Origin of the sequence: Pseudomonas sp. NBRC 111119 (assembly GCF_001320125.1) — a bacterium.
Lineage (GTDB): Bacteria > Pseudomonadota > Gammaproteobacteria > Pseudomonadales > Pseudomonadaceae > Aquipseudomonas > Aquipseudomonas parafulva.
Genome location: NZ_BCAV01000023.1, coordinates 25786 through 45705, shown reverse-complemented (window position 1 = coordinate 45705; position 19920 = coordinate 25786). Strand labels below are relative to the sequence as shown.

Here is a 19920-nt window from a genome sequence, read left to right as displayed (position 1 = left end):
CCAATAACAAAAAGGTGAAAAGACCATGTACAAAATCTTGATCGCCGACGATCACCCGCTGTTCAGAGAAGCCATCCACAACGTCATCAGCGACGGTTTCCAGGGCACCGAGGTGATGGAAACCGCCGACCTGGACAGCGCCCTGGCGTTGACCCAGGCGCATGACGACCTCGACCTGATCCTGCTGGACCTGAACATGCCGGGCATGCACGGCCTGAACGGCCTGATCACCTTGCGCAACGAGGCGCCCACCACGCCGGTGGTGATCGTATCCGCCGAGCAGGACAAGCAGATCGTGCTGCAGGCCATTACCTACGGTGCGGTAGGGTTCATCACCAAGTCCTCCCCGCGCGGGCAGATGATCGAGGCCATCGAGCAGATCCTCAACGGCAACGTGTACCTGCCCCCCGACATCATTCGTGCGCAAAAAAGCACAACCAGCCGGCGCCTGAGCGATGCCCCCAGTTTCCCGCCTGAGATGCTGCAAGCCTTGACTCGCAAGCAGTTGCTGGTGCTCGAACGCATGACCAAGGGCGAGTCGAACAAGCAGATCGCCTACACCCTGGATATTGCCGAGACCACGGTAAAGGCCCACGTCTCGGCCATCTTGCGCAAGCTCAACGTGCACAACCGGGTACAGGCCATTCTCAGTGCCGGGGACATCGACTTTACCGACTACCTGCGCCGCTAGGCACGCGGGGGCTGATGCATGGCCAGTAAATGAGTCATGGCAGTTTTCAGCTTCATGGGCCGCACCGGCTTGTGCATCAGCGTGTGGCCCAGCTCGCGTACTTGCTGCTTGAGCTCATTGCTGTAGTTGGCCGTGATCATCAACGCTGGGAGTGGCCGTGCCCGGCGCCCATTGATGCGCGCCACTGCATCCACACCGTTGCAGTCGTTGTCCAGGTGGTAATCGGCAATCAGCAAGTCGGCATGGGCGTGGAAGTTGTCCACCTGGCGGGCCAGGTCTTGCTCCGAGAGCGCGGTAACCACCCGGCACCCCCAGCCCTCCAGTAACGTGCGCATGCCGGCACAGATGGCGGCGTCGTTGTCCAGCACCCAGACCTGGGCGCCACGCAGGCATTCAAGCATCGGCTCGCACACGGCCTGGGCCAGCGGAGCTTTGGGTGCAGCAGCGCTCAACGGCACCTCCACGGCGAACACCGACCCTTTGCCAGGCCATGACCGCACCGCGATGCGGTGGCCAAGGATGCCCGCGATCTTTTCCACGATCGCCAGCCCCAGCCCCAGGCCGCGGTCCTGGTCGGGCCGCTGCACGGCCCCGCGCTTGAACTCCTGGAACATCTCCTCCAGGTGCTCTTCGGCGATCCCGATACCGCTGTCCCATACCTCGATGCGCACCCGGTCGCGCAAGCGACGGCAACCCAGCACCACCCGGCCCGTCGGGGTGTAGCGGATGGCATTGCTGAGCAGGTTGCGCAGCACCCGCGCCAGTAGCAGGATATCGCTGCGCACCACCGCCGAGCAGCCCACAAAGTGCAGCGCCAGGCCTACACTGCGCGCCACCTGGGCGTATTCGGCGGCCAGGTTGTCCATCAGTTCGGCCAGGGCGAAGGGCGCGATATCGGCCTTGATCACCCCGGCGTCGAGCTTGGAAATGTCTACCAGGGTACCCAGCAGGTTCTCCACGTCCTCCAGCGAGTTGCTGACGTTGCGCACCAAGTGCGCACTGGCCTGTGGGTCGCGGCGTTCGAGCAAGGCCGCGGTGAACAGCCGTGCGGCATTGAGCGGTTGCAGCAGGTCGTGGCTGACAGCCGCCAGAAACTTGGTTTTCGACAGGTTGGCCTGCTCGGCCTCGCGCTTGGCTTCTTGCAGCCGCGCCTCGGCACGGCGGCGTTCGTCGATTTCGCGCAGCAGCTGGCCGTTGAGCGAGGTCAGTTCGGCGGTGCGCTCGCGCACGCGCAATTCCAGATGCTGGTAGGCCTGGTGCAATGCCTGCGAGGTATTGCGCCGCTCGGTGATGTCGCGGATCAGCACAAAAATACCCACCACCTCCCCCCCCGCCAGACGGTTGGGCACATAGGAGCGCAACATGTAGCGCTCCTGACCGCTGGTGTTGGTTTCGGCGAACTCGAACGTGACGCTCTCACCAGCCAGGGCCCGTGCCACATAGGCCTCCAGGCGCTGACAGTGTTGCTCGCTGTGGGCTTCGCGCAGGCTCTGGCCCAACATCAGGCCACTGGGCCAGCAGTACCATTGCTCGTACACCTTGTTGGTGAACTCGTAGACCAGGTCAGCGTTGAGGTAAGCGATAAGGGCCGGCACATGGTCGGTGATCAACCGGATCCAGCGGGCGCTTTCACTCAACGCCTCCGCATGCTGGTAACGCTCGGTGATGTCGGTGAAGGTATTGACGAACCCGCCGGTGGGTAACGGGTGGGTGCGGATCTCCAGCATGCGGCCGCCGAACAGGCGTTGTTCGCACTCGTGCAGCACGCGCCCGTGCGCATCACGGCTGTCGGGGGTAAGCAGCCGCAGCTCGCTGTCGGCGATCACGTCGGCGAAGGGGCGGTGTGCAGCCACTGGTGCCAGGCCGCTAAGCTCCAGAAAACGCCGGTTCCACAGCTCCAGCACGCCCTCGGCATTGACCATGGCCACGCCCTGGGACAGGTTGTCCACCGCCCGTTGCAGCAGGTGCGACTTCTGCGCCAACGCCTGCTCGCGGCGCAGGGTCTCGCTCTGCTTGACCTCGGTGATATCGGTGAACAGGATCACCCGTCCACCGTCGCAGGTAGGCCGCTCGCTCACCTGCAACCAGCGCCCGTTGTGTTGCCGGTACAGCACGTTTTCTTCAGCATGGCCGCGCGGCTCTTCACTGAACAACCCGCTGCCGGCCATCAACCGCCTGACTTCGGCCAGCCGCATGCCGGCCATGATGCGCACCCGTCGGTTGGCCCAGAATGCCTTGAAGCGGCTGTTGCACAGCACCATGCGCAGGTTGTGATCGAACAGCACGAAGGCGTCCGAGATGCTTTCGATGGCATCGACCAGGTGCTGATGAGCCGTTTCGGCGCGCAAACGGGCCTCGCTGAGCAACTGGTTGCCCGCCTTGAGCTCCGCCATGGCCTGGTTGAGGGCGTCGGTACGCTCGCGCACCTGTTCGGCCAGCACCACCGAATGCTGGAACGCCGCATACGGGCCGTTGCCCCGCGTGGCACCGGTTTCGATGCGCTCGATCAGCGCACCATTGATGCGTTGCAGCTTGTGGTTTTCATGCTGCAGCCGAGCGATTTCGGCGTGCAGCTCATCGACCGATGGGGGGGTGATTGCGGGCAATGGCAACGCCGGTGAAGGTCTGGTTGATGTGCATGCCATTGAACTGTTCTCCGTAGGTGTTGAAGCCGATCACCCGTTGCTCGCGCAGAAACGCCCCGACCGGCTCCAGGCCGCGCTGGCCCTCGAGCTCCAGGCGGCGCAGAAAACAGTCGCAACCAATGGTCAGCAACAGCGGGCCCAGGCGCTGCTGCAAGCCTTCGAACAGCTGATGCAGGTTCGGCAACAGCGGGCCTGGGGTCATGGCGGTCAGCACGATGCCGGTTTCCACAGCGCAGTAGAAGCTCAGGCTCAGGTCGGCGTGCACCTGCTGGATGGCCCGTACGTAATGCTGGTCGTGCATGCGCACGGCCAAGGGGTGGGCGGCGAATACACGGTGGTCCAGCGCCGCCACCGGCACACCGATCAGCCGGGCATATTCCTCGGCGGCAGGCTCGGCGTTCAGCTCGTAGACCCTGCGCTGGGTGCTGTCAGCGCCGGTAACCACCAGTTTGTCCTGCCGGGGCAGGATGTGGTGGGTGGTGAACACCTCGAAATCTAGCCAGGTGTTGACCAGCACCACTACGGCTGCCCCCGTGTGAAATGCCCCGGCGTAGTACACGTGGGTACGGGTCAGGTAGTTGTCGTCCCCGGCCGACCCGCCAAAATGCGGGATGTCACCCAAGGCTGCGCTGAAGGCTGCCAGCACCGTCTCTTCACGGCTGGACAGCCCATCGAGCAAGGTCAGCGCAAAACTGTGGCCTTTGATAGGCGCCAGGGTGTTACTGCGACAGCAACTCACCAGCCGCTCGACCGTCTGCTGGGCGTCGATCAGGCTGAAGCGCTCCATTTCGTCGATCAACTCTGCGGCGATCGAGAAGTGGCGGTGGTCAAAACCGACCGCCGTGACGCAATTGCGCCCATAGCCTTGCGGGGTGATTTCACCGGCGCTGGTGCAGCCCACCAGGCGAATGCCGCCGAAACCCTGCTCCAGGGCTTCGGCCAGCGTCGGCAGGTCGTACTCGGCCGTGCAGAAAAACAGCACGAACCCCAGGTGCGGATGCAGCAGTTGACGCGCCAGTTCCTGGGCGGCCAGGCGGGCATCGCTGGCCTGGGACATGGCGCTAACCACGCCCTCGTTGTGCGCCTGCTGCATCGTGGTCTCCGGCATGGGCTGGCTGAACGGTCAGTGTACGAAGCCCGCGCCGGGGCACGAATGCTACTTGGGTAGCGGGTGGGGGCTTCGATGGTTGTAGTTGCGGCTGCCGCGCTTGGCCGGCTGCTTACCAGGTGAGTACCGCACCTACGGCAAAGGTGTCGGTGTCTTCGTTCTGGGCGCTGGTGCCATGCCCATCGATAGAGAACTGGTTGTACTCGGCCACCAGCTTGAGGTTGTCGTTGATGTCATGGAACAACGCAATGCCGCGGGTTTGGTAATCTGCGCCGCTGCCCACCGCGCCATTGCCGTCGTCCTTGGTCTTGCCGTAGGACAACGCCAGGCGGTTCTTGCCCAGCTTGTACGACGCCTGCAACAAGTAGCCATCGCTGTCGACGTTGCGCAGCACCGGCTCCCCCGCATTGTTGGTGAAGAACGGGTTGATGCCTTTGGCCTGGAACCCTGAACCGGTCACAGAGAAGCCACCCATCTTGGCCTGTACGCCATAGCCAAGCCCCTTGGAGGTCACGGCGTTCACGTCGGCGTCGGTGTTGTCGGAGGTCTGGTAGCTGCCGTTGAGCCAGCTGTAGACCTGCGCACCGCCCAGGTCGAACTGGTAAGTGATTTCAGCCTCGGTACGCGGGTTTTTCTGGTAGGCCTTGCCGGTTGGGCTGCTGTCGTTGGTGTCCACCGGGTCCATGATGCCCACCGCTACCCGCAGCCCCTGCATGACCGGCGTACGGTAGGTGATCTGGGCGGTTGGGAACGGGTACGGGTAGCCGCTGCCGATATTGCCGAACGAGACACCGCCACCGTCCACCAGCCCGAGCGTATCGCTGACCTGACCGTAGCCGGCAAGCAGTTCGTCCAGCAGAATGTTGGAGCGGGCAAACAGCCCGAAGTCCTTGCCGATCAACACTTCACCCCACGCCGGGTTGGCCACGGTGCCGTAGAACTGCCTGACATCGATGGCGGTATCGGTGCCGTTGCTTTCGCTGTCATTGATGCTGACCCAGAACGAAGCGCGTGCACCGAGTTTAAGGTCATCCACCTGTTTGCCCATGTTGAAGCCCAGGTAGTTGGGCAGAAACCCCATCTTTACCCGCGACTGGCGGCGGTCGAACTGCTCGCCTTCACGGTCGACCTTGCTGTTGACGTAAAAGGCATTGATGTAGCCATCGGTCGAGAACGTGGTCTGGTCCTTGTCATACAGCATTATTTCGGCACTGGCGGCCTCGCTCAGGCACAGCGCTGCAACGCTCAACGTGGCAGCTGCGAGCAGACGGGGGTGCGGGTTCTTATTGTTGTACATGGCGCGCTCCGGAACGGGGACGGGTTGTCGGAGGCGATTATCAGAAGCGGCATGGGCGCAGGGTACGCTGCTTTGGGGGGCATTGGCCTGGGCTTTGGGCAGCCTGGCCGGGCGCAATGATTCAGTGCCGGGACCGGGCTAAGCCAGGTCTCGGCACTTCAGGCCTACGCCTGGGTAGCAGGCAGGGCCTGGCACTTGCGCAGGCCGCGGGAAGGACATACATGAGGAGTACCAGGCAAGCACCGCCTGGCAAGCGTTGGCGTCAGGAGACCAGGGCCGAGGGGCGCTGGGATACCGGCCTTGGGAACCTGTGGGGTTGCTGCCAGGCCAATTGCGCCTGCACCTCGCCGGCTGCCTGCAGCACCTTCTGTGCCCAGTGCCGGTCCTTGGGGCACACCACCACCACGCGGAAACCATGGTCTACGCCTTCGAGGCGCACGCCTTCGGAATCGTCGACATGCAGGTCGATATCGAACGCCGACGGCAACTTCGACGGCGCCAGGGTCAGGCCCTTGTCAGCCAGCACCTGCTGGTGTCGGTCGCTGTTGACCACGCCATCGACGCGGATGCCATACAGCATCAGCCAGCGGCGGATATAGGCCGGCGTGCGGCCGGACGAGGTATAGATCCAGATGCTGCAGCCCTGCCGACGCAAGTCACGGATGAGCGCGCGGGTGCCCTTGCGCAGCGGCTCGCCCCACCAGCGGTGGACAAACGCGGGCAAGCGGCTGCCCTCTGCCGCCGCATGGTCCGGCTGGCAGGCCAGCGTGTCGTCGATGTCGAACGAAATACGCACCTGTGGGCGGCGCAGTGTACGCGCCAGGGCCCGTTGGCCTCGCTGCAGCATTGAAATACGCTCCATCAGCGGCTACCCCCATGAGCATGCGCCCCACGCAGGAAGAACTTGCCAGGGGCAGGTGCCTTAGCTTCAAGGAAGGCAGCGTATTTTTTCTTGATCTTGGGCAATTCGTACAAAGCTTTCACACCATGCTTGGCGGAGTTGCGAATGACCGAGGACGGGTTGAAGTAGCCCTCGGCGTTGTCCAGCGACAGCACGAATGGTGGTAACCCTGCGCGCATCAGCAGGTAACTGACGATCAGCGAACCGGTGCGGTTGTTACCTTCGATGAACAGCTGCGGCTTGCTGAGGATGCGCACATAAACGCCCGCTGCACGTTTCCAGATCGAGTCGCTGCCGTAGGAACAGTACCAGTTGTAAAGGTCCTTGATGCCGCCTTCGACGTTGTTGAAAAAGTGCGCCTCGGTGGCGGCCAGGTGCGGCGCGAATTCCTTGCGCCGCTCAGGGTCGCTGCCGCACAGCACGGTGGCATTGATTTCGAGCATCAGGTTCAACTGCTGCAGGTCGAACAGGTCGATACCGCGAGCGACATAGTCGTCAATCAGCGCATAGCCTTCAAGCACATTCAGCAGCACCTCGTCGGTGAACGGGTCGCGGGGTTCGGTAAAGTGCCGGCTGAGTTCGGCAAAGTGCCCCTGCACCTCGCGCAGTGCGCGCTCTATCGCTGAAAGATCAAGTCGGGGTATGGCTGCCATCGGTTATCCCTGGTTACATTTTAGTGACACACATGCAGCCGGGTGCAGGCGCCTTCCTGGCCCCTGCACCCGGCTGCCTGAAGCGCATCAGCGTCAGCTGAACTTGCCGCTGATGTAGTCGGAAGTGAGCTGCTCACGCGGGTTCTGGAAAATCTGGGTTGTCGGGCCCATCTCGACCAGGTAGCCGGTACGGGTGCCCTGGGTGATGTCCACCGAGAAGAACGCGGTGGTATCCGCCACGCGGATCGCCTGCTGCATGTTGTGGGTGACCAGAGCGATGGTGTAGTCCTTCTTCAATTCCACCATCAGTTCTTCTACCCGCCGCGTGGCGATCGGGTCCAGGGCCGAGCAAGGCTCGTCGAGCAACAGCACTTCAGGCTCGGTGGCAATGGCGCGGGCGATGCACAGGCGTTGCTGCTGGCCGCCGGACAACGACAGGCCGCTGACCTTGAGCTTGTCTTTCACCTCGTCCCACAGCGCGGCCCCTTGCAAGGCGTGTTTCACGCGGTCGCCGATATCACCCTTGTAGCGGTTCAGGCGCAGGCCGAAGGCAACGTTGTCGAAAATGCTCATGGAAAACGGGTTGGGCTGCTGGAACACCATGCCGATGTAGCGGCGCACCACGACCGGGTCAACACCCTTGCCGTACACATCCTGGCCCAGGAAGTGTACGTGGCCTTCGAAGCGGAAACCCTTCACCAGGTCATTCATGCGGTTGAGGCTGCGCAGCACGGTACTTTTGCCGCAGCCGGACGGGCCAATGAAACCGGTGATCTCGTTTTTACGGATAGGCACGTGGCTGTCGCGCACGGCCATGAAATTGCCGTAGAAAATCTTGTCCAGCTTGCAGTCCATGACGATAGGGGCTTCGCTGGCCAAGGGAGCGGCTCTTTGGGCGGTGGATACGTTCACGGTCGAATGCTCCCTTTCTCAATACTTGGGCTTGCCGAAAACTCGGCTAAGAATGTTGATTACCAGCACGATCATCACCAGTACCAGCGAGGCCGCCCAGGCGAGCTCGAGCTGGTTGTCGAACGGCATGCCGGAGAAGTTGTAAATGAGCACGGCCAACGATGCAGTCGGGTTCATCACCGCCAGGCTGCCGTCGTGGTAGATCCAGTAGTTGCTGAACAGCGCGGTGAACAGCAGCGGTGCGGTTTCGCCCGCGGCCCGTGCCACGGCCAGCATGACGCCGGTCAGGATGGCCGGCAGCCCGGTGGGCAGCACGATTTTCCAGATGACCTGGGCACGGGTGCAGCCCATGCCGTAGGCAGCGCCTTTCATGATCTTCGGTACCATCTTCATCGCTTCTTCGGCGGTGAGCACCACGATGGGCAGCATCAGTACCGCCAGCGCCACACCACCGGCCGGGGCCGAGTAGGTGCCCGTGGTCATCACCACCAGGGCGTAGGCGAACACACCCGCCAAGATCGACGGCAGGCCGGTAAGCATCTTGGCCGCGAAGCGTGCCGCGTTGGCCAGCTTGCTGTCAGGGCCCAGTTCGGCGAGGAACACCGCAGCCAGGATACCCACCGGTACTGCGATGGCGGCCGCAATGCCGACCATGACAAAGGTACCGGCCATGGCGTTGCCGAACCCGCCGCCCATTTCGAAGCCGGTGGGCGGCAACTCGGTGAACACTTCGAGGTTGAGCCGCGCACCGCCGCGGGTGATCAGCATGTACAGCACCGAAATCAGCGGCACGCTGGCCACCAGGGCGGCGAACCATGCCAGGCTGGTCAGCAGCACGCTGCGCAGGGCGCGGCCTTCGAGCTTGCGCTGCAGGCTGGGCAGCGCGGCAACAGGGGTCGAGAGGTCAGTCATCATTTATTACCCCGCTGGGCGTAGAGCATGATCATCGAGCCGAGCACGTTCACCAGCAGGGTGATGAACATCAGCACCAGGGCGGCGTACATCAGCACTTCCACCTCGTTGGGGCCAGCCTCCGGGAAGTTCAGCGCCAACAGTGCAGCCAGGGTATTGGCCGGGGCGAACAGCGACAGGGAAATGGTGTTGGCGTTGCCCACCAGCATGGCCAGTGCCATGGTTTCCCCCAGGGCGCGGCCCAGGCCGAGCACCAGGGAGCCGAAGATGCCAGTTGCAGCGGAGGGCACCATCACCTTGAGGATCGCTTCCCAATGGGTGGTACCCATGCCGTAGGCGGCCTGCTTGGTCTTCATCGGTACGCTGGTCAGCGCGTCCTGGGACACCGCCGCGATGGTCGGCAGAATCATGATTGCCAGTACCAGCGCCGCTGGCAGCAGGCCAGGGCCGCTCAGTGAAGTACCGAAGAAGGGGATCCAGCCCAGCTCGCTGTTCAGCCACGCCGTGAGCGGGCGGATAGCCGGGATGACCACGTAGATGCCCCACAGGCCATAGACCACGCTGGGGATGGCAGCCAGCAGCTCGACGATGGTGCGAAACACCGCCGCCAGCCTGGCAGGAAGAAAGTCCTGGGTCAGGAAAATAGCCATGCTGACGCCGAAGAAGCCTGCGATCAGCAATGCAATCAGGGCGCTGTAGAGCGTGCCCCAAATGGCAGGAAGAATGCCGTACTTGCCTTGGTTGACGTCCCAGACACTGCCGAACAGCACGTCGAAACCGTGCTTTTCGATGCCGGGCAATGCCTTGCGGCCCACTTCATAAACCAGCGCGAAGACCAGCGCCAGCACCAGCACCACGCCAATACGGGCGAGCGCGCGGAAGGTGCGGTCCACCAGAAAGTCTTTTGTCGACGGTGGCTGGCACGCGGAGTCTGGGTTATCCGGTATGGCAAAGGGTGTGTTCATTGGCAGGTTCCGGGACAGGGTGCAACACCCCCGGCGCGGTACACGCACGCCGGGAGCGCCTGGGTGTTACTGGATGTTGGCGGACGCTTTACGCACTTGCTCGACAACCGACGGTGGCAACGGGATGTAGCCCATGGAGTCGGCGATCTTCTGCCCTTCGGTCAGGCTGTACTCGACCATTTCACGCATGGCCTTGGCCTTGGCCGGGTTGCCGTTGTCCTTGCGGAAGATCATCCAGGTGTACGAGGTGATCGGGTAGGACTTGGCGCCATCCGGGTCGGGCAGCCAGGCCACGAGGTTTTCCGGCATGTTCACGGCAGCCAGGGCTTCTGCACCGCTCTCGGCGGTCGGTACCACATACTGGCCGGCCTTGTTCTGCAGCTGGGCGAAGTCCACCTTGGCCAGCTTGGCGAAGCCGTACTCGATGTAGCCGATGGCGCCTGGGGTCTGGCGAACGGTGGCGGTTACACCATCGTTTTTAGGCGATTTGATGAACTTGTCGGTGGCAGGCCAGTTGACGGTGTTGCCCTCACCCAACCCCTGCTTGAAGTCTGGGTTGATGGCCGACAGGTGCTTGGTAAAGACGGCGGTAGTGCCGCTGGAGTCGGCACGTACCACCACGGTGATCGGCGTGGCTGGCAGTTTCAGGTCAGGGTTGGCCGCAGCGATCTGTGGGTCGTTCCACTGGGTGATCTTGCCCAGGAAGATGTTCGAATACACATCACGTGGCAGTTTCAGGCCCTTGGGGTTGCCTGGCAGGTTGTAGGCCAGAACGATTTCGCCGGCAGTCATGGGCAGCAGTTGCACGCCCTCGCCTACTTTGGCGATGTCCGCTTCGCTCATGGCCGAGTCGCTGGCAGCGAAATCGACGGTCTTGTTCAGGAAGTCCTGAACGCCTGCGCCGCTACCCTTGGATTGGTAATCAACGGTGACACCCGCGGTCTTCTTGCTGAAGTCCTTGAACCAGGTCAGGTAGATCGGTGCAGGGAAACTGGCGCCGGAACCGGTCAGGCGGACGTTTTCTGCGGCGATGGATGCCGAGGTGGCGCAAAGGGAGACCGCAACGGCGAGTGCAGCAGACTTCATCAGGCGTATCATGGAAAAGCGCTCCGTGTGATGGCCGGCACACTTTGCATCAGCTGTGTTACAGCTTTGTGACCATCCGGTGGCACCCCGCTAGCCAAGGCACCGGCGAGGGCCTGGGCACACCGATGGAACGCTGCCGGCGCACCGAACTCCCACTCTTCAGGCAGCGCGTTTGGCGCTGCGCGCCCTTACCTGGAGGAAGCCCTGCATGAAGAAAATCCTGATGGTGCTGACATCCCATGATCAACTGGGTAACACCGGCAAGAAAACCGGCTTCTGGCTGGAGGAGTTCGCCGCTCCTTATTATGTCTTCATCGACAATGGCGCCGATGTGACCCTTGCTTCGCCCAAAGGCGGCCAGCCACCCCTGGACCCTAAGAGCGACGAGGCCGATGCCCAGACTGATGCCACCCGGCGCTTTGCCAGCGACGCCGAGGGGCAGGCGGCCCTGGCTGATACCGTGCCCCTGGACCAGGTGGACCCCTACCACTTCGATGCCGTGTTCTACCCAGGCGGCCATGGGCCATTGTGGGACCTGGCCGAAGACAAGCACTCGATCACCCTGCTGCAGGCATTCTATGCAGCCAACAAGCCGATTGCCGCCGTGTGCCACGCACCCGGGGTGCTGAAGAACGTCAAGGCACCTGACGGGCACCCTGCTGTGAAAGGCAAGCAGGTTACAGGCTTCACCAACAGCGAAGAAGCGGCTGTAGGGCTTACCGATGTGGTGCCGTTCCTGGTCGAAGACATGCTCAAGGCCAAAGGCGGTGCCTACTCCAAGGGGGCTGACTGGTCCAGCCATGTGGTCGAGGATGGGCATTTGATAACGGGCCAAAACCCCGCTTCCTCCGAAGCCGCAGCCGAGGCGCTGCTTGCCCGGCTGGCACAGGAACCTGGCGCCTGACCGCCCAGCCCTGCCACTTCCGCCCTTTGAGCAAACGTTTACGGAATTATTGCTCAGGGGCGGTGGTCAGACGGGTAGCGCACAGTTATCGCTCGCGCGTTACCTTGCGAGCCCACACGGATGTCCCCTCTAAAACCTGAGTGCGCCTAGCCTGAGTACTGCCATGAAAGTGTGCGAACTTCCAAGATGTCCGACTGTCCTGCTGGTGGAGGACGAACCCATCATTCGCGAACTGATTGCCATCGCACTTGAAGACCTGGGCGCCACGGTCACCAGCGTTGAAACCGCGCAGGAGGGCCTGGAAATGACCTCGCATTCCTCCTTCTCGATGCTGCTGACCGACGTACGTACCCCCGGGACCGTCGACGGGCTGGAGCTGGCGCGCCAGGTCGGCAAGCAACAGCCGGACACGCGTATCGTGGTCATGAGTGGCTATCACGACCCCTCCAGCCAGGCGCTGCCATTGGGTGCCGTGTTCCTGCCCAAGCCGTGGACGCTTGATCATTTCATTGGCGTGGTCAGCGATCAGTTATCGCGCTCCGCAAAACCGCTGGCACAGCCACTGAGGTGATGCCGTATCAGCGCCCTGATATTCAGGGCGCTGATGGGGTTCTCAGGCGATCCCCGTTGGCCCGTCCAGCACCTGCCTGACCCGCCTTGCCAAATCATGTGGTTGGCAGGGTTTGGAAATCACATCAAATTCCGACCCGCCGATATCCGTGCGTTCGATCGAGTTCTCTGCGTAACCCGTAGTCAGCAGCACCTTTATCTGCGGCTGCAGGCGGCGCACTTCCCGCGCCAGCATCACGCCGTTCATGCCACCCGGCATGATGAGGTCGGTGAACAGCAGGTCGTAGCGTTCACCCGCCTGGATGAGCTTCAGCGCCTCGCGCGCGTTAAGCACCATGTCTGCGTCATAGCCATAGTTTTCCAGCACCATCTTGGCCAATTCGGCGACGTCCGGGCGGTCCTCGACAATCAAAATGCGCTCTGTGCCCGAGCTGCGCTCCGCAAGTTTTACGGGTTTTTCCTGCACCGGGCTTGCTTCATCCACCGGGAAATACAAGCGCAACGTAGTGCCTTCGCCTTCTTCGGTATAGATACGCGCAGCGCCCCCTGACTGCCTGGCAAACCCATACACCATCGACAGCCCCAGCCCGGAGCCTTTGCCCTCCTCCTTGGTGGTGAAGAACGGGTCCATCACCCGGTCGCGGATGCTGGCTGGCATCCCGATACCATTGTCGGTAATCGAGATGCTGACATAGCTGCCGGGCAACAGCCCATCAAAGGACTGGTTGATATCGCTCACCTGGATATTGCGGGTTTCGATGAACAGGTGGGGCCGTTTGCGGCCGATCAGGGCGTCCCGCGCATTCATGAAGATATTCAGCAGCGCGACCTCGGCCTGGGTGCCATCGATACGGCAATTGCGCAGTTGCGGATCCAGGTCGTAATCCACCGTCACCTCGCCGCCGAAGGTGCGCTCGATGATGGGGCGGACGTCATCAATGAGGTGGTTGAGGTTAAGCACCCTGCCGTGCAACTTCTGTTTGCGGGCGAATGCCAGCAATTGTTTGGTCAGCGTGCTGGCCCGGTCCACGGCGGTTTGCGCGTGGCCGACACTGCGGCGAATGCGGCTCAGGTCGGGCTGGGCCTTGTCGGTCTCGTTGGCAACCAGGCCCATGTAGCCGCCCATGACCTGCAGCAGGTTGTTGAAGTCATGGGCGATACCGCCAGTGAGCTGGCCGAGGGCTTCCATCTTCTGCGCTTGGCGCAGGGCGTCCTCGGCATCGCGCCGACGGCTCACATCCAGCTGCGAGGCGAAGAAATAAATCAGGTCACCCCGTTCGTTGAAAATGGGCGAAATGAACAAGGCATTCCAGAAGCTCGAGCCATCCTTGCGGTAGTTGAGCACTTCCGTGGCGATATCGACCCGGCGGCTGATGGCGTCGCGGATGGCATCCACCACCGCCACTTCGGTTTCGGCGCCCTGCAGAAAACGGCAATTGCGCCCCAGGATCTCGCTGCTGGCATAGCCGGTCATCTCCAGAAAGGCGCGGTTGGCAAAGATGATCGGGTTGTCCTCGCGGTTGGGGTCAGTCACGATCATCGGCATGCGCGTGGTTTGCACCGCCGCGAAAAACATGTCGTGCGGCAGCTTGGAGATATCCCCGGAAGCCTGATTGCTGACGCGTGCCTTCTTGTCCGTCACGGGACTCTCCTGAATGAACAGTGGTGCAAATCGTCAACTCTTGACAACGGCGCAGCCCAAGTTGCTCATTCGGCGTTCACCGTTTACGAAACTTATGCCGAACACCCACTGTCGACTCGTTCACGCCTGGCCTATCCTGCACAATGAACTGCCAGGCCCCGCACCTAACAAGCAGGATGCTGCTGCCCGTGGAATCTCATGAATCTATCGCTGCGTAACAACGTACAGGTCACCGGTAGCGGCCCAGCCACCCTGGTGTTTTCCCACGGTTTCGGCTGCGACCAGTCCATGTGGAAGTACCTGCTGCCCCACTTTCACGGGCGCTTCAGGCTGGTGACCTACGACTTGGTAGGCGCCGGGCAATCGGACCTCACCGCCTACGACCGCCGCAAATACGACTCGCTGCTGGGCTACGCCCAGGACCTCAACGAGATAATCGATGCCTTCGCCGAAGGCCCGGTGATCGTGGTCGGCCATTCGGTCAGCGCAATGATCGGCGCCCTGGCCGACCGCAAGCAGCCAGGGCGCATCGCTGCCCATGTTATGGTCGGGCCGTCCCCTTGCTACATCGATGACGGCGACTACATAGGGGGCTTCAAGCAGGCCGATATCCAGAGCCTGCTCGACACCCTCGACAGCAATTACCTGGGTTGGTCCAGCACCATGGCGCCCGTGATCATGGGGGCACCCGGGCAGCCGGCGCTGGGCGTTGAGCTCACCAACAGCTTCTGCCGTACCGACCCTGAAATTGCCGGGCACTTCGCCCGCGTCACGTTCCTGTCGGACAACCGCCAGGACATTGCCGGCCTGGCCACACCGGTACTGATCCTGCAGTCCCACGATGACCTGATCGCCCCCGTTTCGGTGGGTGAGTATCTGCATGCGGTCATGCCCAACAGTACGCTGTGCCTGATCGAGAACATCGGCCACTGCCCGCACATGAGCGCACCCACTGCCTGCTCCGAGGCCATGGACGCGTTCTTGCAGCCCTGGGCGCTCGGCCAATGACCCCCGAAGACGCCCTGCCGCTGGTAGAGCAGCTGTACGAAGGCGCCCCCTGCGGCCTGGTCGTCACTACCGAAGCCGGTATTATCGTGCGGGCCAACCAGACCTTCTGCAACTGGCTGGGGCACTCGCTGGAAACCTTGTTGCAGCGCAGGTTTCAAGAGCTGTTGACCATGGGCGGGCGCATTTTTCACCAGACCCACTGGGCACCGTTGATGAAAATGCAGGGCTCCGTGGCGGAGGTGAAACTTGAAGTGCTGCACCGCGACGGCCATGTCATCACCATGTTGCTCAATGGGGTACGGCGCGAGCACGCCCATGGCGTATTCCACGAAATGGCCCTGTTCGGCACCATCGAGCGTGACCGCTATGAACGTGAACTGCTGGCTGCGCGGCGCCGGGCCGAACAGTTGCTGGCCCAGACCACTGAAGCGGAAGCGGCGCTGCAACACGCCAAACAGGAGCTTGCCGACGCCTACCATGATGCCCAGCGGCGCGCGGCCTTTGCCGAACAGATGGTGGCGATCGCCAGCCACGACCTGAAAAACCCGCTGACGGCGATCAAGATGGCCACCCAGTTGCTGGAGCGCGGCGAGCACCGGGAAAAGGAGCGGCGCCTGCTGAGCAGCATCAGCCATTCTTCGGAACGGGCGCGGCGCATGATTGCCGACCTGCTCGACTTCGCCTCGGTGCGGATCGGCGAAGGCATCACCATCCGGCGCAGCCCTACGGACCTGCCAAGAACCGTGGATCAAAGCGTCAACGAGTTGCGCGTGGCCTTTACCCACGCCCACATCCGCCACCTGTCCCGCGGCCATGGCGAGCTGGACATCGACGGTGATCGGCTGCAGCAGATGATTGGCAACCTGGTTGCCAACAGCGTGGCGTACGGGGACCTCGCCCACCCCATCACCCTGACCACCGACCTGCAGCCCCACGCCGCCGTGATCGCCGTGCACAACCATGGCCCCTGCATCCCCGAGCGTTCGCTGCCAACGCTGTTCGCCCCGATGACGCGCGCCAGCAGCCACCGCGACCCGGTGCGCTCCATCGGCCTGGGCCTGTTCATCGTCAGCGAGATCACCCAGGCGCATGGGGGCGCTGTCACCGTCAGTTCCGACGCGGTGTACGGCACCACCTTCACCATCCGCCTGCCAGTCGGGGCAGGTGCCTGCTGAGGCCGGTGCGCGCCGGGAGCTGAACTATACTCACGCCGTGGTTAACCCTGAACTGCACAACCGACCTTGCAGGAGCTGAACCATGAGAGCACTGACCTTCCACGGCGCGCAGGATGTCCGGGTCGATACGGTTCCAGACCCAACGCTCCAGGCCGATGACGACGTCATCTTGCGCGTGACTGCCACGGCCATCTGCGGGTCGGACCTGCACCTTTACCACGGCAGGATTCCGCAGACCGAACCGGGCGATATCTTCGGCCATGAATTCATGGGTATCGTCGAAGAGGCAGGCCCCGGCGTTACAGACCTGAAGGTCGGGGATCGGGTAGTCATCCCCTTCGTGATTGCCTGTGGCAACTGCTTCTTCTGCCAGCACGACCTGTTTGCCGCCTGCGAAACCACCAATACCGGGCGCGGCGCCATCATCAATAAAAAAGTGATCCCGCCAGGGGCAGCCCTGTTTGGCTACAGCCACCTGTATGGCGGCATACCGGGCGGCCAGGCGGATTACGTGCGGGTACCCAAGGCCAATGTGGGGCCGTTCAAGGTGCCCACGGCGTTGCCGGACGACAAGGTGCTGTTCCTCTCCGACATCCTGCCGACGGCCTGGCAGGCTGTGACCAATGCCGAGGTAAGCCAGGGCTCGACAGTGGCCATCTACGGGGCCGGGCCTGTGGGGCTGCTGAGCGCGGCCTGTGCCCGCATGCTGGGCGCCCAGACCATCTTCATGGTGGATCACAACGACTACCGCCTGGCGTTCGCCCGCGATGCCTACGGTGTGGTGCCGATCAACTACGAACAGGATGATGACCCGGCAGACAGCATCATCCGCCTTACCCCAGGCAAGCGCGGCGTCGACGCGGCCATTGATGCGGTGGGCTTCGAAGCCAAAGGCAGCACTGCCGAGGCGGTACTGACCACCCTCAAGATCGAGGGCAGCAACGGCAAGGCCTTGCGCCAGTGCATTGCTGCCGTGCGCCGAGGTGGGGTGGTGAGCGTGCCAGGCGTGTATGCGGGGTTCATCCACGGCTTCATGTTCGGCGACGCATTCGAAAAAGGCCTTACCTTCAAGATGGGCCAGACCCACGTGCACAAATACCTGCCGCAGTTGCTCGAGTACATCGAGGCGGGCCGGTTGCAGCCCGAACAGATCGTTACCCACCGCATGGCGCTCGAAGAAGCCACCCTGGCGTACAAACTGTTCGACCAGAAAAAAGACGATTGCCGCAAGGTGATTCTGGTACCTGGTGCGGCGGCGAGCGCATCGGTGAGCGGCATGTCGGCTTGATCGCAGGGTTGACTGACCGGGGCCGCCTATCGGCCCCAACCATCACCAGAAACTACAGGCTGAGGGTGTTGAGCGCCTTGATCAGCGCATCAAGCGTGAACGGCTTGCTCAACACCGCCCCCGCCTCCCCCGGCCAGCCGACAGTTGAAGGCTCGGTCGGCGCATAGCCAGTCATGAACAACACCGGCAACCCTGGCCGGGCAGCCCGGGCTGCTTCGACCATTTTTCTGCCATCCAGCCCACCCGGCAGGCCCACGTCCGTGATCAGCACATCGATGCGCGTGTCAGAGCGCAGCAACTGCAAACCTGCCAGGCTGTCGGCTGCTTCGATGACCACATACCCCAGCCCATTGAGGATCTCGCTCACATACATGCGCACCGAAGCTTCATCATCCACCACCAGCGCCGTGTGCCCGGGCACTGCGCGGTGGCTGGTGGCGCTGGGCGGCGGTGCTGTAGCCACATGGCGCGGCTCCCCATGGCTGGGCAACTGCAGGTAAACCCGGGTACCCACCCCCTCGGTGGACTCGATGCGCACCTGCCCGCCACTCTGTTTGGCAAAGCCATACACCATCGACAGGCCCAAGCCCGTACCCGCCCCTACGGGCTTGGTGGTGAAGAACGGTTCGAAGGCCTTGGCCAGGGTGTCCGGGGCCATGCCCGTACCCCCATCGGCCACGCAGATGCACAGGTAGTCGCCAGCCTGCAACTCAGGGTCGGCACCGTCATCTAGATGCTGGTCTTCAGTGTGAATACTGATACAACCCGCGCCAGCGAGTGCGTCACGGGCATTGATACACAAGTTGACCAGTACGTTCTCAAGCTGGGCCGGGTCCACCAGGCAAGTGCTGGCCAAGGCCTCAAGGCGCACCTCAAGCGTGATCGAAGGCCCCACGGTACGGCGGATCAACTCCTCCATACCACCAATCAATGCATGTACATCGGTTTCTACCGGCAGCAACGTTTGCCTGCGGGCGAATGCCAGCAGCCGGTGAGTCAGTGCCGCCGCCTTGCGGGTAGCACCATGGGCCACGGTCAGGTAACGCTCGACATCGTCCATACGCCCTTGCCCCAACCGCGCGCGGATCAGGTCGAGGCTTCCCGAAATACCTGCCAGCAGGTTGTTGAAGTCATGGGCGATCCCGCCCGTCAACTGCCCCACCGCCTCCATCTTCTGCGCCTGGCGCAGGGCTGCTTCAGCTTCCTCACGCTCGGCCACCGCCTGGCTGATGCGTGCTTCGAGCGTGCGGTTGAGTTCCAGCAACTGGGCCTCGGCCTGCTTGCGGGCCGTGACATCAATGGACGAACCAATCAGCCCGATCACTTCGCCATCGTCGCCGAGCAAGGGCGCTTTCAACGACAGCCAGTAGGTGGCAGAGCCGTCTGGCATATCCACGCGCTCCTCGACCTCCACGGCCTTGCCGGCTGCCATGACGCGCTGATCGGTTTCCATCACCTGCTGCGCCTGCTGCTTGTCTTCGAGGAACTCCAGGTCGGTCTTGCCGATGTAGTACTCAGGTGGCTTGCCGATCAGCACCGTGGTGCCGTGGTTGGCTACCAGCATCCGCCCCTGGCGGTCCTTGGCATAGACCACACCCGGCACCGCAGCCGTGAAGGTGCGCAACATGGCCATGACCCGGTCGCGCTCTGCCTGGGCGGCGCGGCGTGACTCGATGTTCATCAGCACACCCGGGAAGCGCACCGGCGCCCCCTCCCCGTTCAACTCAACCCGCCCGCTGGCCTCTACCCAGCGGTAGCAACCATCGTCATGACGAACGCGGTACTCGCAGCGAAACGCACCGCCACAGGCCATGGCGGCCTGAATGGCATCGGCCACATGCTCACGGTCTTCGGGGTAGATGGAGTCGAATGCCTCGACCAACGGCATACCCGCCAGGCATTTGGCCAGTGGCAAGCCGAACGAATGGGAAAAGCGCTCGTCAGCGGTTACCCGGTCGTTGGGGATGTCCCACACCCAGGTGCCGATGATCGCGCCCGCGCTAAGCGCAAGCTGCAGCCGCTCGGCCGTCTGAGCAGCGTCATCCTGGCCACTGGCAGCGCTGCCAGCGGGTTGTTGTTCCATGAGTCGACCTCGAACATCGTGATGGGTCAGCACAGCCAGGGCGCCAGGGCCCGCGTGCTGCAGGTGCACATGATGGGCAC

General features: G+C 62.7%; 17 protein-coding genes. 6 read left to right on the top strand and 11 right to left on the bottom strand.

Features of this window, described 5'->3' with window-relative positions; translation table 11 throughout:
* Positions 1 to 25 precede the first annotated feature (25 nt).
* The gene (locus APH25_RS10390) at positions 26 to 691 is read left to right on the top strand and encodes a response regulator transcription factor (protein ID WP_028634292.1); all 666 of its coding nucleotides are present in this window, start codon (positions 26 to 28) and stop codon (positions 689 to 691) included.
* Here the strand turns inward: APH25_RS10390 and nahK are convergent.
* The 9 genes from nahK to pstS all read right to left on the bottom strand — a co-directional run bounded on the left by nahK (position 688) and on the right by pstS (position 11182).
* The gene (gene nahK, locus APH25_RS10385) at positions 688 to 3336 is read right to left on the bottom strand and encodes a hybrid sensor histidine kinase/response regulator NahK/ErcS' (RefSeq protein ID WP_082428258.1); all 2649 of its coding nucleotides are present in this window, start codon (positions 3334 to 3336) and stop codon (positions 688 to 690) included. The genes APH25_RS10390 and nahK overlap by 4 nt on opposite strands.
* The gene (gene nosP, locus APH25_RS10380; protein WP_060481839.1) at positions 3266 to 4429 is read right to left on the bottom strand and encodes a nitric oxide-sensing protein NosP; all 1164 of its coding nucleotides are present in this window, start codon (positions 4427 to 4429) and stop codon (positions 3266 to 3268) included. Before nosP ends, nahK begins: the two co-directional genes overlap by 71 nt.
* A 127-nt stretch (positions 4430 to 4556) precedes the next feature.
* Complete coding sequence (locus APH25_RS10375) at positions 4557 to 5741, bottom strand: porin (protein ID WP_060481838.1); 1185 nt, start codon at positions 5739 to 5741, stop codon at positions 4557 to 4559.
* Positions 5742 to 6003: 262 nt separating this feature from the next.
* Entirely contained in the window at positions 6004 to 6603 is a 600-nt protein-coding gene (locus APH25_RS10370) for a hypothetical protein (RefSeq protein WP_060481837.1), read from the bottom strand.
* Positions 6603 to 7295: a hypothetical protein gene (locus APH25_RS10365; RefSeq protein WP_028634297.1), complete on the bottom strand. Its 693-nt coding sequence runs from the start codon at positions 7293 to 7295 to the stop codon at positions 6603 to 6605. Before APH25_RS10365 ends, APH25_RS10370 begins: the two co-directional genes overlap by 1 nt.
* A 93-nt stretch (positions 7296 to 7388) precedes the next feature.
* Positions 7389 to 8150: a phosphate ABC transporter ATP-binding protein PstB gene (pstB, locus tag APH25_RS10360; protein WP_042141089.1), complete on the bottom strand. Its 762-nt coding sequence runs from the start codon at positions 8148 to 8150 to the stop codon at positions 7389 to 7391.
* Positions 8151 to 8225: 75 nt separating this feature from the next.
* On the bottom strand, positions 8226 to 9119 hold the full coding sequence (pstA, locus tag APH25_RS10355; protein ID WP_060481836.1) for a phosphate ABC transporter permease PstA: 894 nt from the start codon (positions 9117 to 9119) through the stop codon (positions 8226 to 8228).
* Positions 9119 to 10084 (bottom strand): phosphate ABC transporter permease subunit PstC, encoded by a 966-nt coding sequence (gene pstC, locus APH25_RS10350; RefSeq protein ID WP_028634300.1) that lies wholly within the window; start codon positions 10082 to 10084, stop codon positions 9119 to 9121. Before pstC ends, pstA begins: the two co-directional genes overlap by 1 nt.
* A gap of 66 nt (positions 10085 to 10150) precedes the next feature.
* Positions 10151 to 11182 carry a phosphate ABC transporter substrate-binding protein PstS gene (pstS, locus tag APH25_RS10345; RefSeq protein ID WP_028634301.1) on the bottom strand — a complete coding sequence of 344 codons (1032 nt, stop codon included), beginning with the start codon at positions 11180 to 11182 and terminating at the stop codon, positions 10151 to 10153.
* Positions 11183 to 11378: 196 nt separating this feature from the next.
* Between pstS and APH25_RS10340 the strand changes: the two genes are divergently transcribed.
* Together APH25_RS10340 and APH25_RS10335 are read left to right on the top strand one after the other, a co-directional pair.
* The gene (locus APH25_RS10340; RefSeq protein WP_060481835.1) at positions 11379 to 12074 is read left to right on the top strand and encodes a type 1 glutamine amidotransferase domain-containing protein; all 696 of its coding nucleotides are present in this window, start codon (positions 11379 to 11381) and stop codon (positions 12072 to 12074) included.
* A gap of 163 nt (positions 12075 to 12237) precedes the next feature.
* Entirely contained in the window at positions 12238 to 12645 is a 408-nt protein-coding gene (locus APH25_RS10335; protein ID WP_033728069.1) for a response regulator, read from the top strand.
* A gap of 42 nt (positions 12646 to 12687) precedes the next feature.
* On the opposite strand, the gene APH25_RS10330 is transcribed toward APH25_RS10335, so the two are convergent.
* Positions 12688 to 14286 carry a hybrid sensor histidine kinase/response regulator gene (locus APH25_RS10330; RefSeq protein WP_060481833.1) on the bottom strand — a complete coding sequence of 533 codons (1599 nt, stop codon included), beginning with the start codon at positions 14284 to 14286 and terminating at the stop codon, positions 12688 to 12690.
* A 198-nt stretch (positions 14287 to 14484) separates the two neighbouring features.
* On the opposite strand from APH25_RS10330, the gene APH25_RS10325 reads away from it, so the two are divergent.
* The 3 genes from APH25_RS10325 (at position 14485) to APH25_RS10315 (ending at position 17757) form a co-directional block, all read left to right on the top strand.
* Positions 14485 to 15294 (top strand): alpha/beta fold hydrolase, encoded by an 810-nt coding sequence (locus APH25_RS10325; protein WP_028634305.1) that lies wholly within the window; start codon positions 14485 to 14487, stop codon positions 15292 to 15294.
* On the top strand, positions 15291 to 16469 hold the full coding sequence (locus APH25_RS10320) for a PAS domain-containing sensor histidine kinase (RefSeq protein WP_060481832.1): 1179 nt from the start codon (positions 15291 to 15293) through the stop codon (positions 16467 to 16469). The genes APH25_RS10325 and APH25_RS10320 overlap by 4 nt, the downstream gene beginning before the upstream one ends.
* A gap of 82 nt (positions 16470 to 16551) precedes the next feature.
* On the top strand, positions 16552 to 17757 hold the full coding sequence (locus tag APH25_RS10315; RefSeq protein WP_028634307.1) for a zinc-dependent alcohol dehydrogenase: 1206 nt from the start codon (positions 16552 to 16554) through the stop codon (positions 17755 to 17757).
* 52 nt (positions 17758 to 17809) lie between these two features.
* Here APH25_RS10315 and APH25_RS10310 read toward each other — a convergent pair whose 3' ends face one another.
* Positions 17810 to 19840: a PAS domain-containing sensor histidine kinase gene (locus tag APH25_RS10310; RefSeq protein WP_028634308.1), complete on the bottom strand. Its 2031-nt coding sequence runs from the start codon at positions 19838 to 19840 to the stop codon at positions 17810 to 17812.
* Positions 19841 to 19920: the final 80 nt, after the last annotated feature.